This window comes from Sanguibacter antarcticus (assembly GCF_002564005.1).
Lineage (GTDB): Bacteria > Actinomycetota > Actinomycetes > Actinomycetales > Cellulomonadaceae > Sanguibacter > Sanguibacter antarcticus.
This window is the reverse complement of the sequence record NZ_PDJG01000001.1, coordinates 2,364,033-2,389,232: the sequence shown is the minus strand read 5'-3', so window position 1 is coordinate 2,389,232 and position 25,200 is coordinate 2,364,033. Positions and strand designations below refer to the sequence as shown.

20 protein-coding genes are annotated in these 25,200 nt (G+C 71.0%); 11 read left to right on the top strand and 9 right to left on the bottom strand.

Annotated features, from left to right (window positions below; genetic code table 11):
- Nucleotides 1-20: 20 nt before the first annotated feature.
- Together ATL42_RS10895 and ATL42_RS10890 are read right to left on the bottom strand one after the other, a co-directional pair.
- The gene (locus ATL42_RS10895) at nt 21-1,130 is read right to left on the bottom strand and encodes a hypothetical protein (protein ID WP_098455360.1); all 1,110 of its coding nucleotides are present in this window, start codon (nt 1,128-1,130) and stop codon (nt 21-23) included.
- Nucleotides 1,127-1,636, bottom strand: a complete 510-nt coding sequence (locus tag ATL42_RS10890; RefSeq protein ID WP_169925393.1) for an RNA polymerase sigma factor — start codon at nt 1,634-1,636, stop codon at nt 1,127-1,129. The genes ATL42_RS10895 and ATL42_RS10890 overlap by 4 nt, the downstream gene beginning before the upstream one ends.
- Nucleotides 1,637-1,745: 109 nt before the next feature.
- On the opposite strand from ATL42_RS10890, the gene ATL42_RS10885 reads away from it, so the two are divergent.
- Nucleotides 1,746-2,618, top strand: coding sequence for an LLM class F420-dependent oxidoreductase (locus tag ATL42_RS10885; protein ID WP_098455358.1), 873 nt, complete (start codon nt 1,746-1,748; stop codon nt 2,616-2,618).
- Nucleotides 2,619-2,623: 5 nt separating this feature from the next.
- On the opposite strand, the gene ATL42_RS10880 is transcribed toward ATL42_RS10885, so the two are convergent.
- Complete coding sequence (locus ATL42_RS10880) at nt 2,624-3,184, bottom strand: GNAT family N-acetyltransferase (RefSeq protein WP_245862451.1); 561 nt, start codon at nt 3,182-3,184, stop codon at nt 2,624-2,626.
- 101 nt (nt 3,185-3,285) lie between these two features.
- Between ATL42_RS10880 and ATL42_RS10875 the strand changes: the two genes are divergently transcribed.
- The 6 genes from ATL42_RS10875 (at nt 3,286) to ATL42_RS10855 (ending at nt 11,264) form a co-directional block, all read left to right on the top strand.
- Complete coding sequence (locus ATL42_RS10875; protein ID WP_211281803.1) at nt 3,286-3,891, top strand: class I SAM-dependent methyltransferase; 606 nt, start codon at nt 3,286-3,288, stop codon at nt 3,889-3,891.
- A 424-nt stretch (nt 3,892-4,315) separates the two neighbouring features.
- Nucleotides 4,316-7,015, top strand: a complete 2,700-nt coding sequence (locus ATL42_RS16425; protein ID WP_169925392.1) for a hypothetical protein — start codon at nt 4,316-4,318, stop codon at nt 7,013-7,015.
- The gene (locus tag ATL42_RS16220; RefSeq protein WP_169925306.1) at nt 7,012-7,704 is read left to right on the top strand and encodes an ATP-binding cassette domain-containing protein; all 693 of its coding nucleotides are present in this window, start codon (nt 7,012-7,014) and stop codon (nt 7,702-7,704) included. Before ATL42_RS16425 ends, ATL42_RS16220 begins: the two co-directional genes overlap by 4 nt.
- 319 nt (nt 7,705-8,023) lie before the next feature.
- Complete coding sequence (locus ATL42_RS10865; RefSeq protein ID WP_098455355.1) at nt 8,024-8,359, top strand: histone-like nucleoid-structuring protein Lsr2; 336 nt, start codon at nt 8,024-8,026, stop codon at nt 8,357-8,359.
- 144 nt (nt 8,360-8,503) lie between these two features.
- On the top strand, nt 8,504-9,463 hold the full coding sequence (locus ATL42_RS10860; protein WP_098455354.1) for a 5'-3' exonuclease: 960 nt from the start codon (nt 8,504-8,506) through the stop codon (nt 9,461-9,463).
- 58 nt (nt 9,464-9,521) lie between these two features.
- Nucleotides 9,522-11,264, top strand: coding sequence for a cation:proton antiporter (locus ATL42_RS10855; RefSeq protein WP_098455353.1), 1,743 nt, complete (start codon nt 9,522-9,524; stop codon nt 11,262-11,264).
- 22 nt (nt 11,265-11,286) lie between these two features.
- Here ATL42_RS10855 and ATL42_RS10850 read toward each other — a convergent pair whose 3' ends face one another.
- Nucleotides 11,287-12,207, bottom strand: a complete 921-nt coding sequence (locus ATL42_RS10850; protein ID WP_098455352.1) for a DNA/RNA non-specific endonuclease — start codon at nt 12,205-12,207, stop codon at nt 11,287-11,289.
- Between the two features lie 119 nt (nt 12,208-12,326).
- On the opposite strand from ATL42_RS10850, the gene ATL42_RS10845 reads away from it, so the two are divergent.
- Nucleotides 12,327-13,313, top strand: a complete 987-nt coding sequence (locus tag ATL42_RS10845) for an aldo/keto reductase (RefSeq protein WP_098455351.1) — start codon at nt 12,327-12,329, stop codon at nt 13,311-13,313.
- A gap of 50 nt (nt 13,314-13,363) precedes the next feature.
- On the opposite strand, the gene ATL42_RS10840 is transcribed toward ATL42_RS10845, so the two are convergent.
- Nucleotides 13,364-14,881, bottom strand: coding sequence for a glycosyl hydrolase family 18 protein (locus ATL42_RS10840; RefSeq protein WP_098455350.1), 1,518 nt, complete (start codon nt 14,879-14,881; stop codon nt 13,364-13,366).
- Between the two features lie 127 nt (nt 14,882-15,008).
- Nucleotides 15,009-17,864 carry a helix-turn-helix transcriptional regulator gene (locus ATL42_RS10835; RefSeq protein WP_098455349.1) on the bottom strand — a complete coding sequence of 952 codons (2,856 nt, stop codon included), beginning with the start codon at nt 17,862-17,864 and terminating at the stop codon, nt 15,009-15,011.
- Nucleotides 17,865-18,002: 138 nt separating this feature from the next.
- On the opposite strand from ATL42_RS10835, the gene ATL42_RS10830 reads away from it, so the two are divergent.
- Nucleotides 18,003-18,716, top strand: coding sequence for a DUF998 domain-containing protein (locus tag ATL42_RS10830; protein WP_143556744.1), 714 nt, complete (start codon nt 18,003-18,005; stop codon nt 18,714-18,716).
- On the opposite strand, the gene ATL42_RS10825 is transcribed toward ATL42_RS10830, so the two are convergent.
- Entirely contained in the window at nt 18,706-19,071 is a 366-nt protein-coding gene (locus ATL42_RS10825; RefSeq protein WP_098455347.1) for a nitrite reductase (NAD(P)H) small subunit, read from the bottom strand. The genes ATL42_RS10830 and ATL42_RS10825 overlap by 11 nt on opposite strands.
- On the bottom strand, nt 19,068-21,677 hold the full coding sequence (nirB, locus tag ATL42_RS10820) for a nitrite reductase large subunit NirB (RefSeq protein ID WP_211281882.1): 2,610 nt from the start codon (nt 21,675-21,677) through the stop codon (nt 19,068-19,070). Before nirB ends, ATL42_RS10825 begins: the two co-directional genes overlap by 4 nt.
- Before the next feature lie 322 nt (nt 21,678-21,999).
- Between nirB and ATL42_RS10815 the strand changes: the two genes are divergently transcribed.
- Both ATL42_RS10815 and ATL42_RS10810 read left to right on the top strand, forming a co-directional pair.
- The gene (locus ATL42_RS10815; protein ID WP_098455345.1) at nt 22,000-22,809 is read left to right on the top strand and encodes an S-methyl-5'-thioadenosine phosphorylase; all 810 of its coding nucleotides are present in this window, start codon (nt 22,000-22,002) and stop codon (nt 22,807-22,809) included.
- The gene (locus ATL42_RS10810; RefSeq protein WP_245862447.1) at nt 22,770-23,852 is read left to right on the top strand and encodes an NAD-dependent epimerase/dehydratase family protein; all 1,083 of its coding nucleotides are present in this window, start codon (nt 22,770-22,772) and stop codon (nt 23,850-23,852) included. The genes ATL42_RS10815 and ATL42_RS10810 overlap by 40 nt, the downstream gene beginning before the upstream one ends.
- A gap of 3 nt (nt 23,853-23,855) precedes the next feature.
- On the opposite strand, the gene ATL42_RS10805 is transcribed toward ATL42_RS10810, so the two are convergent.
- Nucleotides 23,856-25,184, bottom strand: a complete 1,329-nt coding sequence (locus ATL42_RS10805) for a hypothetical protein (RefSeq protein WP_098455343.1) — start codon at nt 25,182-25,184, stop codon at nt 23,856-23,858.
- Between the last annotated feature and the right edge of the window lie 16 nt (nt 25,185-25,200).

Genomic DNA, 25,200 nt, shown 5'->3' with positions numbered 1-25,200 from the left:
GACGAGCTGCACGCCTCCTGCTACGGAGCGGTGACGGCAGCCACCCGAGGGTCGTCGAGAGCGACAGGCTCGAGCGTCTCGGCGAGCGCGAGGATCTCGTCGATGGTCCCCTGGCCATGGAGGTAGTAGCTCACCCCGTCGCGTTTCCACGTGACTATTCCGGTCGTCGCGGTCAGCACGTCGGCTCCGAATGAGGAGAAGGCCGCAGGGTGTCCTTGAACGTCTGTCAGCAGAGTGGCAGGTGCGGACATCGACGCGCTCACCTCGATCGGGGGCTTGAACGCGGTCGTCGCTGACAGGTAGGTGAGCGGCGGGTCGCTGGCGGGCTGATCCTCCTTTTCGTTGTACCAGGCCTCCCACGTCGTCGAGGTCGTGGTTGCAGGAACGGTCGACACCGGCGCAACGGAGAGGTCGTCGGGTACCGAGGCAGGGTTGAGGGTAGACCCGTCGAACGCAAGGTCGTCGAGCACGTCGACGGTCTCGTCGAGAGCAAAGCCGCTGCTCATGGCCATCCACCGGGTGCCGTCCTCCGCGAGCCAGGTGATCTGGAGGCTGCTGAGGTGCTCACGCAGGAGCGCAGCCTGGCCGCGGACGGTCACGTGACCGAGAGGTTCTTCCTCCAGTCCGTTGTCGAGACCGACGAACGGGTCTTGGACATCGGGCCACACGGAGATCCCTCGCACGGGATCGGGGTCGTAGAGCACTGCTGCGGGCACGGCTGCCGGGCAGTTCGTGTCGGACTGCATGACGCGGACCGTCGTGAGCTCGAACGGCGGATCGGTGAGGAGCGAGGCGGACTCGATCATGCCAGGCGCTGTCGCCCAGTCCTCGGGGGCCACGACGCTCGAGAAGCTGATGGCGCATGCTGCTGGGTCCGCGTCGGCGGACGCGGGCAGAGCGCCGAAGGCCAGCGGGGAGCGGAGCGCAGCGAGCGGTTCGTCGTTCCCGGACGAGTGCGGGAGCACCGATCCGAGGGTGACCGTCGCAGCGACCGCGAGGCCGATCGCTCCGAAGCGTGCCGAGCGGCGGCCGCGGACGATGGCGCGGGAGCGTCGTTCGATGGTCGCCAGGTCTGGGGTACGTGTGCCGACCTCGACGTGAGCGAGGCTGTCGAGGATGTTGTCGTTCATCGCGAATCTCCGTTCAGGACGGGCCCGAGGGCCACGGCAAGCTGTTTGCGAGCGGTCGAGAGCGTCGAGGCGACAGTGCCCCGAGCGATGTTCATGGCTGCGGCGACCTCCGCCTCGGGCAGGTCGGCGACGTACCGAAGCGCGACCGCGGTCCGCGCACGGGGCGCGAGCGCTGCGACCGCACGCCACAAGGCGTCGTCGGGGACTGCAGGTTCAGGGACGTCGGTCAGGCGGAGCCGGGCGACGTACCGCCGCTCGAGGCGTGCACGCCGCCATGTCCGGCGGAGCTCGTTGAGCGCCACGGAGTACACCCAGCCACCGGGGGAGGTCATCCGGCTGACTGTTCGCCACGATGCGAGGGCACGGGCAAAAGCCTCAGAGGCAGCTTCCTCGCCGAGCAGCGGGTCACCGGCGGCGAGCATGAGGGCTCGGCTGACGCGAGGGAACTCAGCCTCGTACCACTCGGCGAACACGAGCGGAGGGGGAGGGGCGGGGGAGGTCGTCATGCCTGTACAAGTCGTCGGGTCGTCACGATGTTCAGTGCTGGGGGCAGTGCCGGGTGACATCGACGTGTGCACCATGGCTGAGCAACGCCCCGGACCGTAGGCTGGTTGCATGAAGCTCGGAGTGCACTTCTGGAACTTCTCCCTGGCCGGCGGCCCCGAAGCGATCGCCCCGACGTTGGCTGCCACGGCGCGCGCGGCGGAGAACGGCGGTGCTGACACCTTCACGCTCATGGACCACTGGTTCCAGATGGAGAGCGCGACGGCCAGCGCGACCGACCCGATGCTCGAGGGGTACACCTCGCTCGGATTTCTCGCGGGGCAGACGGAGCGCATCGCGCTCGGGCTCATGGTCACGGGCGTCACCTACCGCCATCCTGGCCTGCTCGCGAAGATCGTCACGACGCTCGACGTCCTCTCGGGAGGTCGCGCGCTCCTCGGGATCGGCGCTGCCTGGTACGAGCGTGAGCACCTGGCGCTCGGTGTCCCGTTCCCGCCGGTCGCAGAGCGGTTCGAGCGGCTCGAGGAGACGCTGCAGGTCTGCCGTCAGATGTGGAGCGACGACGACGGCCCGTTCGACGGCGTCCACTACCAGCTCGCGGAGACGATCTGCTCGCCGCGCCCCTTCCAGGCCCCCGGACCGCGCATCCTCGTCGGCGGCGGAGGGGAGCGCACGACGCTCCGGCTCGTCGCGCAGTACGCGGACGCGTGCAACCTCTCCGACATCGGTGTCGACGGCGTCCGGCACAAGGTCGACGTGCTCGCCGAGCACTGCGCCGCGGTCGGGCGTGACCCTGCGACGATCGAGAAGACGATCATGGTCGGCGGGGACCCTCTCGCGGACGTCGACGGCTTCCTCACGACGATGGCTGCGTACGCCGAGCTCGGGATCGAGCAGGTGTGGGTCGCCCCGCCGAGCGAGGACCCGGCCTGGTGGACGGCCCAGCTGACGAAGCAGGCCGTGCCGCGGTTCCACGAGCTGTAGCCGACTCAGCGAGTCAGGGCGCTCCGTGCCGCCGGGACCTCGAAGATCGTCTCGAGGCCGTCCTCGTCGTCCCACTGCTCGCCGACCTCGACGAAACCGTACCGGGCGACGAGCGCTCGGGACGCCAGGTTGTCGGGCGTGATCGTCGCGCGCACGATGCTCACGGAGGGCTCCCGGGCGGCCCGGTCGAGCAGTGCCTCGAGCGCGGCGCGCGCGTACCCGCGGCGACGCCAGGCCGGGTCGACGGCGTAGCCCACCTCGAGCATGCCGAGGTCGTCGGGTGGTCCGTGGAAGCCCGCCCGGCCGACGGCGGTGCCGGACTCCACGTCGAGGATCACCCGCGTGATCCACCCCGCCGAGGCTGGGTCGGTGCGCACCTGCGCGCTGCGCATCGACCACACGCTCCCCCAGTCGGGTCCGGCGAAGTACGGCGTCAGCACCACGGGGGAGGTGCGGTTCGCGGTAGCGAGGTCGCCCGCAGCGAGGGCATGGATCGCGTCGACCGGCAGCTGGACGAGGCGGACGTCAGGAGTGTCGGGAGGCGAGATGTCTGGCGTGGACGGCACGGTCGAAGCGTAGCCGTGGCTGCTCCCGTGGTGACGAGAACGACGGGCGTCGACCGTCTCTAGGCATCCGCTGGTCTCGTGGTCCTCGGTACTCTCGAGACGTGACAGAGACGGCCGCCGCATACTCCGCACGAGCCGCCGAGTACACGGCACTCCTGGGCTCCATGTCCACGGTGCACCCCTCCGATCGGCAGATCGTCGACTCGTGGTCCGAACAGGTTCGCGGCCGCGTCCTCGATGCCGGGTGCGGTCCGGGGCACTGGACGAAGTACCTGAAGGACCTCGGGATCGACGTCTTCGGGATCGACGTCGCACCGGCGTTCGTCGAGCAGGCCCGGTCGGCCTACCCCGGCATCCAGTTCGACCTTCAGAGCATCGACCGCATCGATGAACCAGACGGCTCTCTTGGAGGCGTCCTCTCCTGGTTCTCGACCATCCACCATGAGCCGTCGGCCATCAGCACGCCGATCAGTGAGTTCGCCCGCACTCTCTGTCCTGGCGGCATGCTCGTGCTGGGCTACTTCGAGGGTGCCGTGTGCGAACCGTTCGACCACGCCGTCCTGCGGGCCTACCGCTGGCCGGCCGGAGACCTGCACCGCCTGCTCGATGCTGCAGGACTGGACCTGGTCGAGACCCACCGGAGGACAGGTCGCGATCACCGACCCGTCGGCGCGATCGTGTGCGAGCGTCGCGCCACAGACCTGTGATGCACCGAGACGGCCTCGCGGCGCATCGCGCCGACAGAAGCACTCGAGGCAGTCGGGCTCGAGCTCTGCCTCGTATCGGGCTTCATGGAGGCTTTTATCCGATGGGCGGATGAGAGCCTCCATCAATTCCGGTACGAAACGCTGTGGGCGACATTGATCCGCAGACTGCGGCTCGCGAGCCTTGCGGCTAATGGTCATTTCATCCTAATATGTGTGCATGTCGAATCGCATCGCACTGCGACGCGCGCGAAACCTTGGGGGCTTCGATGAAAGGGTTCTTCCCTGTTTGTATGGTGGCGTCGATCCCAGTTCTGACTACGGTCACGACGGCGTCTGCGGCCGGGACCTTGCCGAGATCGAAGGCCACCAGATCAGGGAGCGCTCACCGGGCGTTCAACGGGTGCAGTGCGACGTCTGACAGTTCGTGCTGACTGTCCCGCGCCGCGGGCGCTTCTGGTATCGCGGTGCCCGCAGGGGGGCGGTCGTCGCGACGGCCGCTCTCTTGGCGGTGAGCATGGTGGCGGCGTCCCAGACGACGGCGCGTTCGGTCGCTGTGGTGGAGTCCACGGTGGGTGCGAACTGGCGGGGTGCTTATGACCTGCTGGTCGGCGGTGAGGGTGTCTTGTCGAGCGCGGCCCTGGAGACGGGCGGGCTGGTGGAGGAGAACTTCGCCTCGCTCGGGGGCAGCGGGGGCATCAGCGCTGATCAGCTCGCGGCGATCGGGGATCTTGCGGGTGTGGAGATCGCTGCACCGTTGGCGTTCGTCGGTCAGCTCGAGACGCCGTCCTACGGTCTGCTGGTCGGCGCGTCAGAGGCAGACGGTGCGGCGTCGGACTTCTTCTCCGACACCCGGGCCATCGAGGCGCGAGTGAAGGTCACGGCCCCTGATGGTGTCCAGACGCACACGCTCTCGGACAGCACGACGGTCCTCGTCACCGGGCAGGCCGACGAGTACCCGGTGATCGGGACCAATAGCAACGCAGTAAGAATGGATCTTGCGGCGAGCCGCGATAGCTGGAACGTGGACATGACCCTCCCTGGGGCTCCGGCGTTGACCTCGGGGCTCATCGCCATCGATCCGGTCGCTGAGCGGGCCTTGCTCGGGGATTCGGGGCAGTTCCTGGACACTCTCGTGGAGTTCGACGAGCAGCAGTCCCTCGGCGCCGAGCAGACGACTCTGGCGGGCCTCGTCGACCCCGTCGCGCATGACTACGAGCACGTGAATCTTGCCAACGGGTACCAGGAGGGTCCGGTCGTTCCTGTCGTGGTCTCTAATGCGGCCTATCCATCGCTGCAGGGTGAGGTGACGTTCACGCCGCTCGACATGTCGGGGACGTCCATCACAGACCTGGTGAACCCCGACGATGGTCGGATCACTGCGGATGGCGCTGCCTTGGTCGATCAGGCGGAACGTGGTGCACCCACGACGTCAACGGTTGATCTGACCGCGGGCCTGACGCCGTTCGGCCTTCCGGCACTGGCGCTGGCGCTGCCCGGGGCCACGGGCGCTCCGGGCGGCGCGGCGACGGAGAGCGTCCCGAACCTGACGCCGGCCCTGCCCGGGGCTGCTGTGAGAACCGCCCCGAGCGCGCAGCAGGCCTCAACGGCCCCGGAGGAGACCACGACGCTGCTGACAGCAACCCCGCAAGGCTTCACCGACCTGAACCTGGGCGTCCTGACGCAAACCTCCAACCCGGGGCTCAAGGTCGAGGAGCAGGCCTACCGCCAGGAAGCGGAGTCTGCGGCGGACCCTGAGGGTGTCCCGCTCTACGTTCCCGTGGGTACGTACACCCCTGGTGACATCACCGGGACCGCCGATTCTGCCTCCTATGTCCCGTTGGGCACCTACAGCGCCGCTGATGTCCGCGTCGTTGAGCCCGGTGAGCACGACGGGGCTGTCTTGGCGCCCTCGTTCAGCGGTCGCGGTGCGGTGCTGCCTGCTCCTGGGGCGATCACTACCCTGGGTGCCTACGCTGCGATGCGCGGTTCCGGTGACGCTGATGTCGTGCGGGTGCGGGTCGCAGACGTCCAGGGCTACTCCCCGCAGGCCTTGGACGCTATCGGTGTGGTCGCCGCCCAGATCAGCGACCTGGGGCTGGACGTGCGGGTCGTGGCAGGTTCCTCCCTCGATGAGGTCGGGGTGTACCTGCCTGAGTACTTCGCAGACGGTGACCTGGGATGGACGACCCAGGAGTGGACCAGCCTGGGGGCCGCCGTGCGCGTGGAGCGCGCGCAGATCGGCGCGACCATCACCTTGCTGGTCGTGGCCCTCACCGGAGTCAGCGTCCTGGCCTCGGTCGTCCAGATCGCCGGCACAGGCCGACGACGCCGAGAAGCGGTGCTGCTGAGCTCGCTGGGCTGGTCACGCGGACGCATCCGCAGATGGTTCCTCACCGAGGACGTCCCCTCCCTCGCGCTGGTGGTCCTGGCCGGTCTCGTCGCTGCAGCGATGTCCACCACAGCCGTGGCCCGCGGAACCAGCGGCGCAGCGGCCCTGGTCTACGCCGCCGTGGCAGTGGCCGGCACCTACGCCGCAGCCCGCACCAGCACCCGCAGCCCGCGCGCCGCCACCGGACCGGCACGGGCCGCACGCACCGCACGCCAGGTCGGGCGACGGGTCGCCCGCGCGCACCCGGCCTCCGGTGCTCTCAGCGCCACCGCCGTCATCGTCCTGACCTGCGGCGCCATCGCGTTCGCGAGCGTCATCGCCACAGCCCACGTCGCCGCCGGCACCACCCGCATCGCCACCCTCGTCAGCGCCAGCGTCCTGCTGCCCCAGACGATCCTGGCCGTCGGCACGCTCCTCGCCGGGGCCGCCATGTTCGTCGCGGGCATCCGCGCCGGACTCCTCGGCGCAGGCGCCCACCACGCCATGCTCGTGACCACCGGATGGACCAAGACCGCCCTGAGCGCCAGCGTGCGCGCCCAGGTCATCGCCTCCCTGCTGCCCGGGATCGTCCTCGCCGTCACCATCGGCGTCCTCCTGACAACCAGACTTTCCTCCGACCTGTGGGCACCCCTGCTGACACTGACCCTGAGCGTCCCGACCGCAGCCGCCCTCGCCGCCGCAGTGTGGGCACACCGCTACGCCCACACCCTCTCCACCACCGGAGCCCACCGATGACCGCCACCACGACCACCCCAACAACCCCCACCACCACCGCACCAGCGATCACCCTGGAAGCGATCACCGTCACCTACACCCGAGGCGACGGCGACCCCCTGACCATCGTCGAAGACTTCAACCTCACGATCCCCGCCGGAACGATCCACTGCCTGGCCGGACGCTCCGGCTCAGGCAAGACCACCCTCCTGCGCGTCGCCGTAGCCACCCTGACCCCCACCACCGGAACCGTCACCTGGGCCGGCACCCGCCTGGAGACCCTCGACCCCGACCAGCTCGCCGCCGCCCGCCGCAAGCACATGGCCTACGTCGACCAAGGCGCAACCGTCATCGACGAGCTCACCGTCCTAGACAACGCCCTCCTACCCGCCATCCCCACCGGCCTGACACCCGACCTCGAAGAACGCGCCACCACCCTGCTCACCACCCTCGGCCTAGGAACACGCACCCGCCAACGCGCCCGCACCCTGTCCGGAGGCGAACGCCAACGCCTCGCGATCGCCCGAGCCCTCCTCCTCCAACCCACCGCCATCGCCCTCGACGAACCCACCGCCAGCCTCGACCGCACCGCCGCAGCCACCGTCATCGACGCACTCCACAAAGCAGCCACCAGCGGCGCAGCCGTCCTCGTCGCCAGCCACGACCCCGCCGTCATCAACACCGCCACCACCGTCACACCACTGACCTAAACTCACAGACACAGCCCGCCGAACCTGTTTCTCCTCAAGCTGTCGAGATGGATCTCGCTGTTCTGTGTCATGACCTTGGCGACATCACGACCGTTGTCGGTGAGCGACCATCGTCCACCACCGGCGCGACGCCGGTTCTATCTGGAGCGAGTTCCGCGACCGATGGTCACACAGCATTCTTTGCGCTCTTCACACGGCATGTATCGCCGTTGGCTCGTCTCAGGATGAGTTCGGAGACAAGAACGGACCTGAGCGAGAGCAGCCCGTTCTTGACATACCCTGGGTCAGTAAGCGCAGGGTATCGACATGAAGGATTTCTATGGCACAGCGTGTGGTTGTTGAACTGACCTCTGACCTTTCCGGTGATATTGCTCAGGAGACGGTCTCGTTCTCCCTCGACGGGGTCGCTTATGAGATTGAGCTCACAGGTGGCGAGGCCAGCGACCTTCGGGAGTCGTTGGCCACGTACGTCAGCGGCGGACGAAAGGTCGGACGTAACGCCCCGACTGCCCGCAGCACGCGACGACACGCGACGACCAGCGACTATGACGCCAGCGCCGTGCGCGCATGGGCGGCATCACGGGGCATCGAGGTCTCTGGACGCGGTCGCATCTCCCAGTCGGTCCTGGCGCAGTACCGCGAAGCCGGCAACTGAACGATCAGCCCGACCTAGCGCGACCTGACGAACATGCCGCTCGGCTGGCCGACAGCCGGCCGAGCAGCATGTCATGTCACATGTCGTGCCCCCGTGGCCCTCCGTGCCACCACCGTCATGACACTGGACATCTAGACTTCCACCATGACGACCGTACGGCCCGAGAAGCTCCTGCTCCTCGACACCGCCTCGCTCTACTACCGCGCCTTCTACGGCATCCCCGACTCCATCACTGCGCCCGACGGCACCCCGGTCAACGCTGTCCGCGGGCTCCTCGACATGATCGCCCGCCTCGTCACCGAGCACCGGCCGTCGCGCCTCGTCGCGTGCTGGGACGACGACTGGCGGCCAGCCTTTCGCGTCGACGCCATCCCGACGTACAAGGCGCACCGGGTCGCCCAGGCGCTCCCCGGCGCCGACGACGTCGAAGACGTCCCCGACCTCCTCGCGCCCCAGGTCCCGGTCATCGTCGACGTGCTCGCCGCCCTCGGCATCGCCCGCGTCGGAGCGCCCGGCTACGAGGCCGACGACGTCATCGGCACGCTCGTCGCCCGCGAGCGTGAGCGCCCGGCCGCCGACCGCACGCCGATCGACATCATCACCGGAGACCGGGACATGTTCCAGCTCGTCGACGACGACGCCCACGTGCGGGTGCTCTACACGCAGCGGGGCATCAAGAACCTCGAGGTCGTCGACCAGGCGCGACTCGCCGAGCGGTACGCCGTCTCGTCGGGCCAGGCGTACGCCGACATGGCGGTGCTGCGCGGTGACGCGAGCGACGGGCTCCCCGGCGTCGCCGGGATCGGCGAGAAGACCGCGGTCGCGCTCCTTGCCCGGTACGGCGACCTCGCCGGGATCCTTGCCGCGCGCGACGCCGCCGACCCCGGGATGACGCCGGGGCAGCGCACGCGGCTCGCCGACGCCACGGACTACCTCGCCGTCGCGCCGAGAGTCGTCCGTGTCGCCCCGGACGCACCCGTCGGCGACGTCCAGGACACGCTGCCGCGCACACCCGCGGACCCGGACGAGCTCGCGGGCCTCTCGACGCGGTGGGGACTGACGTCGAGCGTGAGCCGGATCCTCACGGCGCTCTCCCTCGACTGACAGGAACCTCACGGAGAGTCCACAGGCCGATCCGTGCACCCCCACCTAGGGTGGCGCCATGGAATATGCGTTGCTGGGTGTCGTCGGGATCGTCATGGTCGTGGCGGTGGCGTCCTTCGCGACGCGTCTCGGCGTCGCCGCACCGCTGGTGCTCGTGGTCGTCGGGATCGTCACGAGCTTTGTCCCTGGGGTGCCAGACTTTGACTTCCCACCAGAGCTCATCCTCGCTGTCGTGCTCCCGCCGATCCTCTACTCGGCGGCCGTCAACGTGCCGCTCGTCGACTTCCGGCGCAACCTCAAGGCCATCACGGGTCTGTCCGTGCTTCTCGTCATCGTCTCCGCGCTCGTCAGCGGTGGCGTCCTCTACCTGCTCTTGCCCGACCTCAGCATCGCGGCAGCCATCGCGCTCGGTGCGGTCATCAGCCCGCCAGACGCTGTCGCCGCGACGGCGATCGGCAAGCGGCTCGGGCTCCCGCCGCGCCTCGTCACGGTGCTCGAGGGCGAAGGCCTCGTCAACGACGCGTCAGCGCTCGTGCTCCTGCGCTCGGCCGTCGCGGCGACAGCCGGTGCGGTGACGTTCGGCGAGATCGCGGGCGACTTCGTCTACGCGGTCGTGGCAGCGATCGTCGTCGGGTTCGTCGTCGGTCACGTGACCGTCCGGGTGCGGTCCCGGCTCGACGACCCGGTGCTCAACACCGCGATCTCCTTCGCGGTCCCGTTCATCGCGTACTTCCCCGCCGAGGAGATCGAGGCCTCCGGCGTGCTCGCGGTCGTCGTTGCCGGGCTCGTCACAGGCCATCGCAGCGCGAGCCACTTCAGCGCGCAAGACCGGCTGACCGAGCGGATCAACTGGCGCACCGTCCAGTTCATCCTCGAGAACGGCGTCTTCCTCCTCATGGGCATCGAGCTCAAGGCGCTCGTCGACCAGGTGCAGGACGACGACCTCGGCGTCGGGCGGGCCGTGGTCCTCGGGCTGATCATCACCGGGGTCCTGGTGCTCCTCCGGGTCGTGTTCGTCGTCCCGCTCATCGCCGTGCTGCGGCGTGACCAGCGCCGTGCCGTGCTCCGCGGGGAGCGGCTGGACGGTGCGCTCGAACGCTTGGACCGGCTCGACGGCGCGGCCGACGCCTCCGCTGCGGGCCTCGACGAAGACCAGGCGGCGCGGCGCCGCCAGGCCCGACGCTTCCTCACGCGTCGACGCGCCGACGCCGAGTTCCTCACCTCGGAAGGCCTCGGCTGGCGGGGTGGAGCGGTCCTCGCATGGTCGGGCATGCGCGGGGTCGTGACCCTCGCGGCCGCCCAGTCGCTCCCGAGCGACATCCCGTACCGTGCGCAGCTCATCCTCATCGCGTTCACGGTCGCGATCGTCACCCTGCTGGTGCAGGGCGGCACGCTGCCGCTCCTCATCCGCGGGCTGAAGATCACGGGGAGCGACGCGGCCGCCGACCGGGCCGAGCTCGCCGGGCTCTACGACACCATCGCCTCCACGGGGCTCGCGACGCTCGACAACCCGTCCCTCGAGCAGACCGACGGTGCGCCGTTCTCCCCGGACGTCGTCGAGCGGGTGCGCGAGGAGAGCCTCATGCTCAGCGAGGCCTTCGCGGAACGGTCGGAGGCTGAGGGCACGCGACCCCACGCCCAGCACCGTGCCCTGCGGCTCCTCGTCCTCCAGGCAGAACGGGCGGCGCTGCTCGATGCGCGAGCGAGCGGCGAGTACAGCTCCCGGATCCTCGAGCGCGCGCAGTACATGCTCGACCTCGAGGAGTCCCGGCTCACCCAGCTGAGAGACGAGTCGATGTAGTCCTGCAGGGCGAGCCGCCCCGTCAGCGTGGCGGGGCGAGCCGGATGTCGGCGGCCGTGCGCAGGCGGACCCATCCGGCCGGGGGCAGGTGCACGGTCCCGGGCACGTCGCTCGGCTCCGGGACCGTCGACGGTGCGTTCCCGGCCACAGCAGGAACCGCCCCCACGTCGGCGCCGACGAGGGGACCGAGGTCGAGGCCGGTGAGGGCCGCGACGTCACCTACCGGGACCTGGAAGGTGCGGAACGGCCCGAGCGGTGGCGGCTGCTCGGCGGCGAGCGCCTGCTCGGTCGCGGTGCGCAGGTCGATTCCGTCGAGCTGTGGACGCTGGTCGAGGACGTACGCCGTGGTCTCGAGGCGCCCTGGCTCGTCGGGGCTCTCGGTGCTCCAGGCAGCGATCTTCCAGAACATCTGCGGGATCTGCACGCCGCGGTAGACCGGGTCGTCAGGTGCGAAGACGGGCCCGGTGAAGACGACCAGCCGCTGGTCGTAGGTGCGGGCGTGCTCGAGCACGTGGTCCTCGAGGCCCAACCACAGCTCGGCGGACTGGTTGAACGCCGCCGCCTGCGGCGCCGCGTTCGGGTAGGCGAACGTGTCGGCGTTCGCGCGCCGCGCCGTCGCTTCGTCGCCCCAGACAGGGTCACGACGCCGGACGAGGTGACCGCGGTCGAGGTCGTTGCGGGCGTAGAGCTCCGGTCCGCACTGCTCGTCGGGGGAGACACGCTCGTCGAGGTGCCACCCGTCGCCCCGCGGGACGTCGCGGAGCGCTGAGCCGAGGATCGTCACCCCTGTCAATGCCGCGAGCCGACGGTCGAGGTCGAGAACGACCGCAAAATGGGTGTAGTCGAGCAGGCGCACCCGTTGCCCGGCGCGCGGACCAGGGAGCGGAGCGAGGACACCGAGGAAGAGCGGGTCGAACGCTGGCGGAGGCGCGAGACTGTCCATACGATCGAGCACACCACACGCTACCGACACTGTCTCGCTGGCCCGACGATCCCTGTGACGAGCGCCCCGTCCGGGCGCTCTGACGTGCGGCCGTACGCCCGGCCTGCAATTATCGGCTGATGAGCGTCAACATGAGCCCCGTAGGACTAGGGACAGCACAGCTGGGAAACCTTTACCGCGAGACGACGGACGAGGCAGCCCGAGCGACGGTCGACGCAGCGTGGGACGGCGGGATCCGCTACTTCGACACCGCCCCGCACTACGGTCTCGGCCTCTCGGAGCGCCGGCTCGGCGCAGCGCTCTCGGCACGACCGCGCGACGAGTACGTCCTCTCGACGAAGGTCGGCCGCCTCCTCGTGCCGGCGCCCGAGCTCGCCGGGCAGCAGGACGAGGCCTTCGCCGTCCCCGCCGACGTGCGCAGGGAGTGGGACTTCTCCCGCGACGGCGTGCTGCGCTCGGTCGAGGAGAGCCTCGAGCGCCTCGGCCTCGACCGCCTCGACGTCGTCTACGTCCACGACCCTGACGACCACTGGGACCAAGCGTCGAGCGAGGCGGTCCCGGCGCTCGTCGAGCTGCGCGACCAAGGGGTCGTGCAGGCGGTCGGGGTCGGTATGAACCAGGCAGAGATGCTCGCCCGCTTCGTGCGAGAGACCGACATCGACCTCGTCATGTGCGCCGGCCGCTACACCCTCCTCGAGCAGGGAGCGCTCGCCGAGCTCATGCCCGCAGCGCTCGAGAAGGGCGTCGGCGTCGTCGCGGCGGGAGTCTTCAACTCCGGCGTGCTGGCAAGCCCGCGGCCCGGCACCGACGCGCACTACGACTACGCGCCCGTCCCGCCCGAGGTCCTCGAGAAGGCGGCACGGATCGCCGACATCTGTGAGCTCTACGGGGTCGACCTGCCGGCCGTCGCGCTCGCGCTCGTCCGGGCGCACCCGGCCGTCGTGTCGACGGTCGTCGGCGCGCGCAGCCCCGAGCAGGTGACGTCTGCGCTCGCCCGGGGACGCACGCCCGTCCCGGTCGAGCTGTGGGAGGACCTGCGCCGCGACTGGCTCATCGACCCGATGGCGCCGTTCCCGCGGACCACCGTCCCGAACATCACGCTGTAGCGCTCGCGGCTGCGCCCTCGCGTCCGTGACGCGAGGGCGCAGCCGTCCGGTCAGCTGAGGCCGTCGCCGATCGCCTTGATGAGCTCGCCGTCCGTCGTGTCGCCCGAGAGCTCCCAGAAGAACGCGCCGCCGAGGTCCTGCTGGTTGGCGTACGCCATCTTTCCGGCGATGGTCTCGGGGGTGTCGTAGCTCCACCACTGGCCGTCGCAGGAGGCGTAGGCCGTTCCTCCGACGGTGCCGGTGGCCGGGCACTTCGTCTTGAGGACCTTGTAGTCCTCGATGCCTGCCTCGTACGTCCCGGGTGCGGCGCCGGTAGCGGTGCCGCCGGGCTCGGACTGGCTGACGCCGGTCCATCCGCGGCCGTAGAAGCCGAGCCCGAGGAGCAGCTTGTCTGACGGGATGCCGAGGGACGTGAGCTTGGCGATCGTCGTCGTCGCGTCGAAGCCCTCCTGGGGGATGCCGTCGTAGGACGTCAGAGCCGAGTGCGGTGCTGTCGGGCCTGTCGGGGTGAACGCACCGAAGAAGTCGTACGTCATCGGCATGTACCAGTCGACGTACTGGGCGGCGTCGCCGTAGTCGGCGGCCTCGATCTTTCCGCCGCTCGTCCCGTCGGCGGTGATCGCTGCGGTCACCAGGGCGTCGTCCCCGAACTCGGTGCGCAGCGCGCCCATGAGGGTCGAGAAGGCGCTGTGCCCGCTCGTGTCACAGCTGGCACCGCACGCGTTGGGGTACTCCCAGTCGATGTCGATGCCGTCGAACACGTCAGCCCAGCGAGGGTCCTCGACGAGGTCGTGGCACGACGACGCGAAGCCTGCCGGGTCGGCTGCTGCCTGGGTGAACCCGCTCGACCAGGTCCAGCCGCCGAACGACCAGATGACCTTGAGGTCGGGGTGGAGCTCCTTGAGCTTGAGGAGCTGGTTGAAGTTGCCGCGCAGCGGCTGGTCCCACGTGTCGGCGACGCCGTCGACGCTCTGCTCCGCGGTGAACGCCTTGTCGTAGTCGGCGTACGAGTCGCCGATGGTGCACTCGCCGTTCTGGACGTTGCCGAACGCGTAGAGGACGTGGGTCAGCTCGTCAGCCGATCCCGAGGTCTCGATGTTCTTCACCTGGTAGTCGCGCCCGTAGACGCCCCAGTTGGTGAAGTAGCCGACCACCCGGTCGGTGCCCGAGCCCGAGCCGGTCCCTGGATCGGTTCCCGGGTCTGTTCCCGGGGCGGTCGGCGTGGTGGTGGGCGGCGTGGTCGGTTCGGTCGTCGGCGGGTCGGTGGGGGTCGGGACCTCGGTGTCGGTGCACGTGCCGAGGTCGACCCACACACCCCACTCGCCGGTGGTTCCGGGCGTCTCGCCGAGCGTCCACCACTTGGCCTTCCACGTGTGGCCGGAGTAGGAGAGGACGTCACCGTTCGTGTAGACGGTCGTCGCTGACCAGTCGGGGGACGAGCAGGTGGCTTCGGCACGGGGCAACGCCGTCGGGATGGTGCTGGCCTGGGCGCTCGTCATCCCGGCTGCGGGGATCGCAGCCAGGAGTGCGAGCGCGGCAGTCAAGGCCGCGGCTCGGATGCTTCTCATCGGTGCACTCGCTCTCTCATCGGGTCGGGGGACGTCCTTCACCGTACGGAGGAGGGCGGGCCGGCGGTATGAGGTGTTTCCACAGTTTCGTCCGCTCGGGGACTTCGACCTACGAGGAAACCCGTACTCAGGAGGAGCGCGCCGTCGTGCGTCGATGGTCGCGGTGCGCGAGGACGGTCAGCTCGACACGGGAGCGAGCACCGAGCTTGCGGAAGACCCGCCCGAGATGGACCTCGACGGTCCGCACCGACACGGTGAGCGCACGCGCCACGTCACGGTTGGACGCGCCCTGGACCACGAGCAGCGCGACGTCGAGCTCGCGACGGGTGAGCGCAGCGCCCCACGGCACCGACCCTGGCGCGACCTGCTGCTCAGGTGCAGCGCGCACAGGGACGGGGAAGGGGGCCGGCCGGGCTGCGGCCTCGCTCTCGGCGAGCGCTGCTGTGCGCCATGCATGTGCGCCGCACGTCTCGAAGAGGTCTGCTGCGGAGAGGAGCAGCTCGTGCACGCTGGGGCCGGTACCCGCGCGGGCGCGGGCGTGGACCGCGGTCCGGGCGGCGGCGAGCTGGTCACGGGCGTGCTGGAAGGACGCGGCGGTGAGGGGGTGCTGTGGTCGTCCGGACCCTGCCTCGTCGTGCAGGCCGGGGAGCAGCGCGCCCCAGGGCGCGAGCCCTGTCCCGGCGAGCATCTCGAGCGTGGCAGACGCCTCGCACCAGGTACCGGTCCGCTCCGCCAGCAGCAGGGTGTCGACGAGGCTCTCGCGCCGCACGGAGGCACTCGGGGGCGCGGGCGTCGCGGCGGCGAGCGCGAGCGCGATCTCGCTCGCGTCGTCGAGGCGGAAGACGTCGAGGCGCCGGGCAGCAGCGACGGCGATGCCGGCGACGGGGAGGTCCACGGGCACGTGGAAGGCTGCGCGCGCGAGCTCGTCCGCCGCGACGTCCAGGTCGGCGCACGCCAGGCTCACGAGCACCCGCGCTGCTCGCAGGAGGGCTTCGGCGAGCGGTGAGACGGCGGTGCCGGGCGCTGATCGCCAGGTCCCGTCGTCGTGCACCGGGGCGTGGGTGACGGCTGCGCTCGCGAGCGAGCTCTGGGCCGTCTCGAGGTCGCCGGCGAGCACGTGCTGGAACGCCCGGAGCGCGCGGGCTGAGGTCTGCTGGTCGGGGTGCGTCTCGGGGGAGAGCGGCGCGGAGGTGTGGTGCCCGAGGAGCAGGGGGTCGGCGGGCAGCGTGGTCGGCTGCTCTGCTCCGGTGCCATGGTCCGTGAACGCCACCACGGGGCCGACCCCGAAGAGCGTGCACCAGCCGGTGTCGAGCCGGACGAGCTCCGTGAGGTGCGCGGCCGCTGCACGGCGAGCGGGCTCGTCGGCGGCACCCGCGGCACCCGCGTCCACCGGGGTCGAGCACGTGACCGGCGGGCTCGGCTCGTCCTGCTCGAGCGCGGCGAGCGCCTCGTGGGTCGCGTGGAGGTACTCGGCGGCGGTGTCGAGGTGTCCGCGCTCGGCGTGGAGCCGCGCCGTCGTGCTGAGCGCCTCGATGAGTGCACACCGGTGCGCGACGGTGCCGCTCCACAGCGGCGAGCCGACGTGCTGCACGACGTCGTCGTCCGGGACCCGGCCCGTGTGGAGGGTGACAGCTGTGACGTACGGGGCGAGTGCCTGGCTCGTCAGCTCGGGGTCGGTGGAACGCACGACCTGCTGGAGCCATCCGTCCGCGTCGACCACGTGGCCTGAGCGGAGCGCCGCGATGCCAGCGACGAGGTGGGCCCGCGTCGCGGACGCCCCGGTGGACTGGCTCGCCGCCTCGCGGGCGACCTCGTGGGCGTGCACCACGTCACCGGACGCGAGCAGCCGTTCAGCGATGTCGACGAGCGCCGGGGCCAGGTCCGGGTCGCCGGCGAGGGAGCCGAGCGCGGTGTGCCACGTCGCGGTGTCGTCGAGCCCGGCCTCCTGGTGGGCTGCGGCGAGAGCGAGGTGCGCGGACGTCCGCTCGGCGACGCTCGCGCGACCGTGGACGGCCGCGCGGACCGCAGGGTCGGCCACCGTGAAGCGCCCCCCTGCGAGGTGGAGCAGCTCGGCGACCGGTCCGTCGAGGACGGTGTCGAGAGAGCAGCCGGACGCGGCGAGGAGCAGATCGGTCCGGTCGACGACCGAGACCGTCGCGACGAGCAGGGTGCGTCGGGCATCGGCGTCGAGGAGGTCGAGGGTGGGGCCGTGCACGGACTCCAGGGCGGGGACCGGGGGGAGCGGGTTGGGCAGGAGGGACGTGCCGGCGAGCTGGGCCGGCGACAGCTCGAGCGCCGTCTGGAGGATGCACGCCGTGTTGCCCGAGAGCGTCCGCGCGAGGGTGGCGGCGACGCGTGGCGCGGTGGTGAGGTGCTCCTGTGCGCCGAGGAGGTGCAGCACCTCGTCCGGGGTCAGGGGCGGGATCTTGCGCAGGCTCAGCGGGTAGGGCAGGTGGACGGCCCACCGGGCGTGGGTGGCGGTGGCCAGGAGGACGACGGACATCTGGTGGTGGGTGACGAGGTAGAGCAGCAGGCTCCGGCTCGCCGGGTCGAGGAGGTCGAGGTCGTCGACGAGGAGCACGACCGTCGTGTCGGGGAGCGCTGCGTGGGCGTACTCGACGAGGGCGGAGCACGCGGCGTCCGGGCGCTCGCCGGTGGACGGTCGGGAGAGTGCGGCGGCGAGATGGGTGGGAACGGGCACGGCGCAGGTCCGGACGAGCTGGGCGACGAGGTGCTCGGTGACGGCGCCTGCCCCGTCGGTGCTGGGCTGGAGGTGGACGAGGGCGTGCGACGGGCCGCGTGCTGCGGCGCTCTCGCGGACGAGGTCGAGGAGCGTGCTCTTGCCTGCTCCGGGAGGTGCTGTCCAGATGTATCCGCCGCGGCCGCGGCCGACAGCAGCGAGCGCGTGCTCGACCTCGGAGGTCAAAGAGGCGAGCGGGACAGGTCGCCCCACTCCGGAGCCGTGGGGCTGAGAGATCGTCACAGGTGCCCCTCTCGTCCCGGTACGCCGTCGGCCCGGTGACCGTCAGTATGTTAGCAAACTAGCCTAAGTCGGGTCGTGCCCGGGGCGTATGCGTGCAGTCCGCTCGCCGCGGTGCGCCAGGCGTGCCACGATCACGGCGTGCCGCAGTCTAGCGATCCCGCCCACAGCAGTCCCGCCCAGCGCAGTCCTGCCCCCGGCATGCCCCGGCCCCGTCCGGACGTCGTCGAGCAGCCGCCCGGCGACGTCCCGTGGTGGGCGGTGGTCTCTGCCGTCGTCGCCCCTGTCGCGATGATCGGCGGGTGGACTCTCGCGCAGTCGCAGCAGGCGTCGTTCGACCCGGTGCGCTCGACGATCAGCGACCTCGCCACCCAGGCGTCGACGGCGCCGTGGATCATGGGTGCCGGGCTCGCGCTCACCGGGGTCGCGCACCTCGTGACGGCCGCCGGCCTGCGGCCCGTCCCCCGGCCGGCGCGCATCGTGCACGCGCTCGGAGGTGCGGCGACGCTGGCCGTCGCGGCCTTCCCGTCCGACGTGGCCCCCGGCGCGCACGCTGCAGCAGCCACCCTCGGCTTCGGGGCGCTGGCGCTCTGGCCGGCATGGTCGCGCCGCCGCGGGACGACAGGGGTGCTGCGCCCCGCGGTCGCCACCGGGGCGAGCGTCGTGCTGCTCGCCCTGCTGGCGGCGTTCCTGCTCGAGCTGTGGCAGGTCACGTCCGACGGCCGTGCGACAGGGCTCACCGAGCGGCTCGTGGCAGGCGCCCAGGCGCTGTGGCCGCTCGTCGTCACGTGCGCGCTCGTGCGCTCTGCGCGCCGGGCGCAGGTCGAGGCCGTGCGGCCGACCGCTATGCCGTGAGGGATGCCGTCGCCGTCCGAGGCATGACGTGCACCCCGTCGTCACGGACCTCGACCGGCCAGGTCGCCAGGTCGAGCAGGTCTTTGCCCCCGGCGTCGAGGCACTCGCCCGTGCGCACGTCCCACACCTGCTTGTGGAGAGGCGACGAGAGCGTCACCTGCGGTCCGGTGCCTCCGGCTGCGCGGGAACCGATGAGCCCGCGAGCGAGCACGTTCGACCCGGTGTAGGGGTCGCGGTGCTGGACAGCCACGACCTCTGTCGGCGACAGGCGGAAGAGAGCGACCTGGATGCCGTCGACGAGGGCGGGGACCCCGCGCTCGAGCGGCAGGTCGGCGAGCGTGCAGACAGCGGTCATGGCCGTGCTCCTAGCGGTGTGCGTGCGATGGTCTCGGACGTGCGCTCGTCGGCGGCCGCTGGGCGGACCTGCCCACGGACAGGGATGTAGGCCAGGTCGGGGTCGGCTTCCTTGGGCGCGTTGACGAACGACGCGAACCGGGAGAGCTTCTCGGGGTCCTCCAGCGTCGACGCCCACTCGTCCTCGTACCGCTCGACGTGCGTGGACATGGCCGCATCGAGGTCGGAGCAGATGCCGAGCGAGTCCTCGAAGATGACCTGCTTGACGCCGTCGAGGCCGCCGTCGACCTCTTGTACCCAGGCGGCCGTGCGCTGGAGGCGCTCCGCGGTCCGGATGTAGTACATGAGGAAGCGGTCGATCGCCTGGTACAGCTCGGCCTCGCTGAGGTCCTCGGCCAGGAGGTCCGCGTGGCGGGGCGTGAAGCCACCGTTGCCCCCGACATAGAGGTTCCAGCCCTTGAGCGTCGCGATGACGCCGATGTCCTTGCCGCGAGCCTCGGCGCACTCGCGGGCGCAGCCCGAGACGCCGACCTTGAACTTGTGGGGCGAGCGCACGCCGCGGTAGCGCATCTCGAGCTTGATGGCGAGGGCGGCCGAGTCCTGGACCCCGAACCGGCACCACGTCGACCCGACGCACGACTTCACGGTGCGCAGCGACTTCCCGTACGCCTGCCCCGACTCGAAACCTGCGTCGACGAGCCGCCGCCAGATGTCCGGGAGCTGTTCGATGCGCGCTCCGAACATCGCGATCCGCTGGCCGCCCGTGATGCGCGTGTAGAGGCCGTAGTCGCGGGCGACCTCGGCGATCGTCAGGAGCTTCTCCGGCGTGATCTCGCCGCCGGGCACGCGCGGGATGACCGAGTACGAGCCGTCTTTCTGCATGTTCGCCATGAGGTGGTCGTTCGTGTCCTGCAGGTGCCCCTGGTCCTCGTCGAGGACGTGCCCGAGGTCGAGCGAGGAGAGGATCGACGCGACGACCGGCTTGCAGATGATGCAGCCGCGCGACGTGTCGTCCGCCGAGAGCGGGACGGTCGAGCCGTGGCGGGCGATGATCTCGGAGAAAGTTCGCAGCCCCGTGACGCGCACGGCGTCGAAGAGCTGCGAGCGGCTCATCCCGAAGTGCTCGCACAGGGCCTTCGACACGACGACTCCCGAGCGGCGCAGCTCGACGTCGACGATCTTCGACACGAGCGGGATGCACGAGCCGCACGTCGCACCGGCCTTGGTGCACGCCTTCACCTCGCCCATGCTCGCCGCACCGTCCTTGACGGACTGGCGCACGGTCCCGGCCGTGACGTTGTTGCACGAGCAGACGACGACGTCGTCGGGGAGGTCGGTGCTCGGGACACCGCCACCTGCGCCCTCCGGGACGAGGTAGGCGGCCGGGTCCGCGCCGAGCTCGCGACCCACCATGGGGCGCAGCGACGCGTACGCCGACGCGTCGCCGACGAGGACGCCACCGAGGAGGACCTTCGCGTCGTCGGACATGACGAGCTTCTTGTACGTGCCGCCGATCGGGTCGGCGTAGACGACCTCGAGGGCGCCGGGCGTCGTCGCGAACGCGTCGCCGAAGCTCGCGACGTCCACCCCGAGGAGCTTGAGCTTCGTCGAGAGGTCCGTGCCCGCGTACTGCGAGTCGCCGCCGAGGAGCTGGTCGGCCACGATCTCCGCCATCGTGTTGCCGGGGGCGACGAGGCCGACGCAGCCGCCCTCGATGCAGGCGACCTCGCCGATCGCCCAGACGTCCGGGTCGGCTGTACGGCACGTGCTGTCGACGACCACGCCGCCGCGCGGGCCGCGTTCGAGGCCGGCAGCCCACGCGAGCTCGTCGCGCGGGCGGATGCCGGTCGCGAGGACCACGACGTCGACGTCGATCTCGTCGCCCGAGGCGAACCGCATCCGAGAGACCGGCGCGCCGCGCGTGAGCGTCGGGTCTGCGAAGACCGGCTCGTCCGTGAGCAGCGCGCTCGTGGCGGTGCTCGTGCGGACGTCGATGCCGAGCCCGGTGATGAGGCGCCGGAGGGACTCGCCGCCGCCCGCGTCGACCTGGAGGGCCATGAGCCGGTCGGCGAACTCCACGACAGTGCTCTGCGCGCCGAGCGCGCGGAGGGCGCCAGCGGCCTCGAGCCCGAGGAGACCGCCGCCGACGACGGCGCCGCGCAGGGGGCGGTCGTCGCCGGTCCGGGCGAGGTGCTCGGTCCGGGCGCTCACCCAGGCCTGCAGCGCCGCGACGTCGTCGAGCGTGCGGTACACGAACACACCCGGGAGGTCGGTGCCCTCGAACGGCGGGACGGCAGCCGTCGAGCCGGTCGCGAGGACGAGGCTGTCGTACGGGTGGACGCCGTGCGCGCTCGTGACGGTGCGCGAGCCGCGGTGGACGGCCGTCGCGCGGGCGTCCGGCAGGACGGTGACGCGCGGGTCCGACGCGAGCGTCGGACCGCCGTCGGCGCCGCCGAGCGTGAGGTCGGTGGGGGAGACCCCGCTGAAGAAGCTCGTCAGCGCGACGCGGTCGTAGGGGAGCCGGCCTTCGTCGCCGAGGACCGTGACGTGCCAGTCGCCTTCGGGGTCCCGCTCGCACAGTGCCTCGACGAACCGGTGAGCCACCATCCCTGCGCCGACGACGACGATCTCTCTGAGTGCGCGAGCGCGTCCCGACGGAAGGTCCGCGGTCTGGCGCTGTGTGGTCTGTGTCTCCACGAGATCCTCCGGTTGTCCTGGAATCTCACGGTAGTAATTCGTCGGACGACATCGGCAGGACCTCAGACCTAGCAGAGGCCTCTGGGAGCGGCCAGAGACAGTGACGCCTGTCACCACAGGGTCCGTGAGGCGTGCCCGGGCACCGATCACGGGTCCTTACGGGAGTCTTTCGGCTCCGACGCAGGGACTCGACGACGTGCCCGCACCGCCGACGCGCTGAGAGACTTCTGGCATGACACACACCCAGGTCCCTCGGCTCGCCGTGATCGGTGGCTCCGGTCTGTACTCGTTCATCGACGACGCCGACCAGATCGACGTCGCCACGCCCTACGGCCCACCGTCCGGCCCGATCACGGTCGGTCAGGTCGACGGCCGCCCGGTCGCGTTCCTCCCCCGCCACGGCCCCCACCACGAGCTGCCTCCGCACAAGATCGGCTACCGGGCGAACATCTGGGCGCTGCGGTCCTTGGGCGTCCGCCAGATCCTGGCACCGTGCGCGGTCGGCGGGCTCACCGCCGACGTCGCCCCGGGTGACATGGTCGTCCCCGACCAGCTGGTCGACCGCACCACGTCCCGGACGCAGACCTTCATGGACTCCGGCGCCGTCCACGCGCCGTTCGCCGACCCGTACTGCCCGACCCTGCGGCGCGCGCTGCTCACCGTCGAGCCCAGCGCCACGGACGGCGGGACGATGGTCGTCATCGAAGGACCCCGCTTCTCCACCCGGGCCGAGTCCCGAAGCTACGCCGCCGCCGGCTGGTCGCTCGTGAACATGACCGGGCACCCCGAGGCCGTCCTGGCCCGCGAGCTGGGCGTCTGCTACGCGGCGCTCGCCCTGGTGACAGACATGGACGCGGGCGTCGACAACCACGACTCCGTCGACCAGGCCACCGTCTTCGCCGAGTTCGCCCGCAACACCGACCGCGTGCGCGACGTCCTGCGGCGCGCGATCGGCGCGCTCGACGAACGGACCGACGAACCCACCGACTGCGCGTGCGCGTCATGGCTCGACGCCGTGACCCTGCCGTTCACGCTGCCGTGAAGGTCCTGCTCACCGGCGCGGCCGGCTTCATCGGCACCGCGGTCGGACGCGAGCTCGCAGCACGAGGGCACGAGGTCGTCGGCGTCGACGCGTACATCCCGCAGGCGCACCCCGCCGGCGGCACACCACCGGACGGGATCGCCCAGCTCGACGTGCGCCGGGCCGACGAGTGGTCCTCGATGCTCCGAGGCATCGACGTCGTCTGCCACCAGGCAGCGATGGTCGGGTCCGGCGTCGCGGTCGCCGACATGCCCCTCTACGCCGGGCACAACGACCTGGGCACGGCAGCGCTGCTCGCCGCGATGCACGAGGTCGGAGCGCACCGGATCGTGTTCGCGTCCTCCATGGTGGTCTACGGCGAAGGGCGCTACTCCTGCCCGGAGCACGGACAGGTGGAGCCCGCCCCACGATCCATCGAGGCGCTCGACCGCCGCGAGTTCGACAACCGCTGCCCGCGGTGCGACCTGACCCTGGGCTGGGAGACCGTCGACGAGGACGCACGGCTCGACCCCCGCAGCAGCTACGCAGCGAGCAAGCTCGCCCAGGAGCACTACACGTCCGCGTGGGCCCGGCAGGCTCCCGGCAGCGCGGTCGCCCTGCGCTACCACAACGTGTACGGGCCGGGCATGCCCCCGAACACCCCGTACTCCGGCGTGGCCGCGCTGTTCCGCTCCGCGGTCGAGGACGGACGGGCGCCAGAGGTGTTCGAGGACGGCGCCCAGATGCGCGACTTCGTGCACGTCGACGACATCGCCCGCGCCAACGCGCTCGCGGTCGAGGCGGTCGCCGTCGCTCCGGTCGACCACCGGGCCGTGTACAACGTCTGCTCGGGTCAGCCTGTCTCGATCCTCGACGTGGCCCGGGCGGTCGCCCGGGGCGCGGGCTCAGACCTCGAGCCGATCGTCTCCGGGCGCTATCGCCCGGGCGACGTCCGGCACGTCGTGGCGTCCCCCGAGCGGGCCCGCACGGAGCTGGGGTTCACCGCGCAGGTAGGCCCCACCGAGGGCCTGGTCCGCTTCGCCACCGAGCCGTTGCGGCCGTAGGGCTCACCAGTCGGTCCAGAGCAGGTGCTGCAGAGCGAGCGTCATCCCGATCTGCAGCACCAGCCCGGGCCGCCGCCAGCGCTCGGGCAGGAAGACGGTGGAGAGCAGCAGCCACGGGACGAACGGGAGCCAGATCCGCTCCACCTCGGCCTTGCTCATGAGGGAGACGTCGGCGGCCACGACCGTGAGCACCGCTGCCACGACGAGCACGCCGACCACGTGCTGGCTCGGCCGACGCACCGCGGCCACGAGGTGCGGCCCGGCCGACGCGAGCGCGGCGCCGAGGAGCGGTCCGGCGCAGAACGCCAGGGCAGCGAGGTTTCCCCACAGCCAGTAGCTGGCCGGCCGCAGGCTGGCCAGACCGTCCCAGTACCGCTCGTGCAGCACCGGCAGCGCCTCCCACCAGGGGAACCCGAGCGCCGCGAAGGTGAGCACCACGGCCAGCGCGCCGACGACCGCGAACCCGAGCGGGAACCATGCCCGTGCAGCGAGCAGGACGGCGACCGCGAGGAACGCCAGCAGCGGGAGCCCGTAGGAGAGCGTGACGGTGTAGCCGAGGATCACGCCCGCGAGCAGCGACCAGCCGACGCTGCGCCGGGCGGCGCCGAGCGCGAGCGTCGCGAGACCCCAGGCCGCCACGGCGGCGAACATCGCGTCAGCGGACACCGCCTGCCAGATGGCGGCCGGAGCCAGCACGACGAACGGCAGCGCGCGTCGGCCCTGCAGCTCGACCCCGAGGGCGCGCGCGGCCACGAGGACGGCGACCGGGGTCGTCGCAGCCAGGAGCACGACGACGATCCCGGCCACGAGGTCTGAGCCCAGCCCGAGCCGCACGAGCAGGACGAAGAACATGAGCGCGCCCGGAGGATGCCCCGCGACGTGCACCGGCCAGGGGGCCGACGAGTCGGAGGGGATCCGGCTGATGTACTCGTGCAGCGTCGCGCTGATGTCGGTCGTGGCGCGTGCGGTCCTGAGGTACTCGTAAGGCGACCCGAGGATGCCGTCGATCCCGGAGACCCCGTCGACGAGCGCGAGCGAGAACATCCAGGCTGCGCCGAACACCCACGTGAGGGCGAGGAGCCTGCGCCACGGCAGGTTCTGGGCCGCGCTGAGCGCCCACGTCCCGCCGACGACCGCGAGGGCCAGCGCCGGGAGCGTGCCGGGGCCGACCCGCGGCAACCACTTGGCGTGCAGGGGAGGGAAGGAGTCTGCACGGACCTGCCAGCCGAACGCGGCCGGTATGGCCATCGCGCAGACCATGAGCACCACCGCGGCTCCCAGGCCCCACCAGGGTGCCGTGACGTGGGGACGGGTGGCACGCGGAGATGTCATGGGTCGAGGTTACGGA

Bases quoted from the DNA above. Each gene is read 5' to 3' on its own strand.
- ATL42_RS10895 (WP_098455360.1), bottom strand. From the start codon at position 1,130: ATGAACGACAACATCCTCGACAGCCTCGCTCACGTCGAGGTCGGCACA.
- ATL42_RS10890 (WP_169925393.1), bottom strand. From the start codon at position 1,636: ATGACGACCTCCCCCGCCCCTCCCCCTCCGCTCGTGTTCGCCGAGTGG.
- ATL42_RS10885 (WP_098455358.1), top strand. From the start codon at position 1,746: ATGAAGCTCGGAGTGCACTTCTGGAACTTCTCCCTGGCCGGCGGCCCC.
- ATL42_RS16220 (WP_169925306.1), top strand. From the start codon at position 7,012: ATGACCGCCACCACGACCACCCCAACAACCCCCACCACCACCGCACCA.
- ATL42_RS10865 (WP_098455355.1), top strand. From the start codon at position 8,024: ATGGCACAGCGTGTGGTTGTTGAACTGACCTCTGACCTTTCCGGTGAT.
- ATL42_RS10860 (WP_098455354.1), top strand. From the start codon at position 8,504: ATGACGACCGTACGGCCCGAGAAGCTCCTGCTCCTCGACACCGCCTCG.
- ATL42_RS10855 (WP_098455353.1), top strand. From the start codon at position 9,522: ATGGAATATGCGTTGCTGGGTGTCGTCGGGATCGTCATGGTCGTGGCG.
- ATL42_RS10850 (WP_098455352.1), bottom strand. From the start codon at position 12,207: ATGGACAGTCTCGCGCCTCCGCCAGCGTTCGACCCGCTCTTCCTCGGT.
- ATL42_RS10845 (WP_098455351.1), top strand. From the start codon at position 12,327: ATGAGCGTCAACATGAGCCCCGTAGGACTAGGGACAGCACAGCTGGGA.
- ATL42_RS10840 (WP_098455350.1), bottom strand. From the start codon at position 14,881: ATGAGAAGCATCCGAGCCGCGGCCTTGACTGCCGCGCTCGCACTCCTG.
- ATL42_RS10825 (WP_098455347.1), bottom strand. From the start codon at position 19,071: ATGACCGCTGTCTGCACGCTCGCCGACCTGCCGCTCGAGCGCGGGGTC.
- nirB (WP_211281882.1), bottom strand. From the start codon at position 21,677: ATGGTGGCTCACCGGTTCGTCGAGGCACTGTGCGAGCGGGACCCCGAA.
- ATL42_RS10815 (WP_098455345.1), top strand. From the start codon at position 22,000: ATGACACACACCCAGGTCCCTCGGCTCGCCGTGATCGGTGGCTCCGGT.
- ATL42_RS10810 (WP_245862447.1), top strand. From the start codon at position 22,770: ATGGCTCGACGCCGTGACCCTGCCGTTCACGCTGCCGTGAAGGTCCTG.
- ATL42_RS10805 (WP_098455343.1), bottom strand. From the start codon at position 25,184: ATGACATCTCCGCGTGCCACCCGTCCCCACGTCACGGCACCCTGGTGG.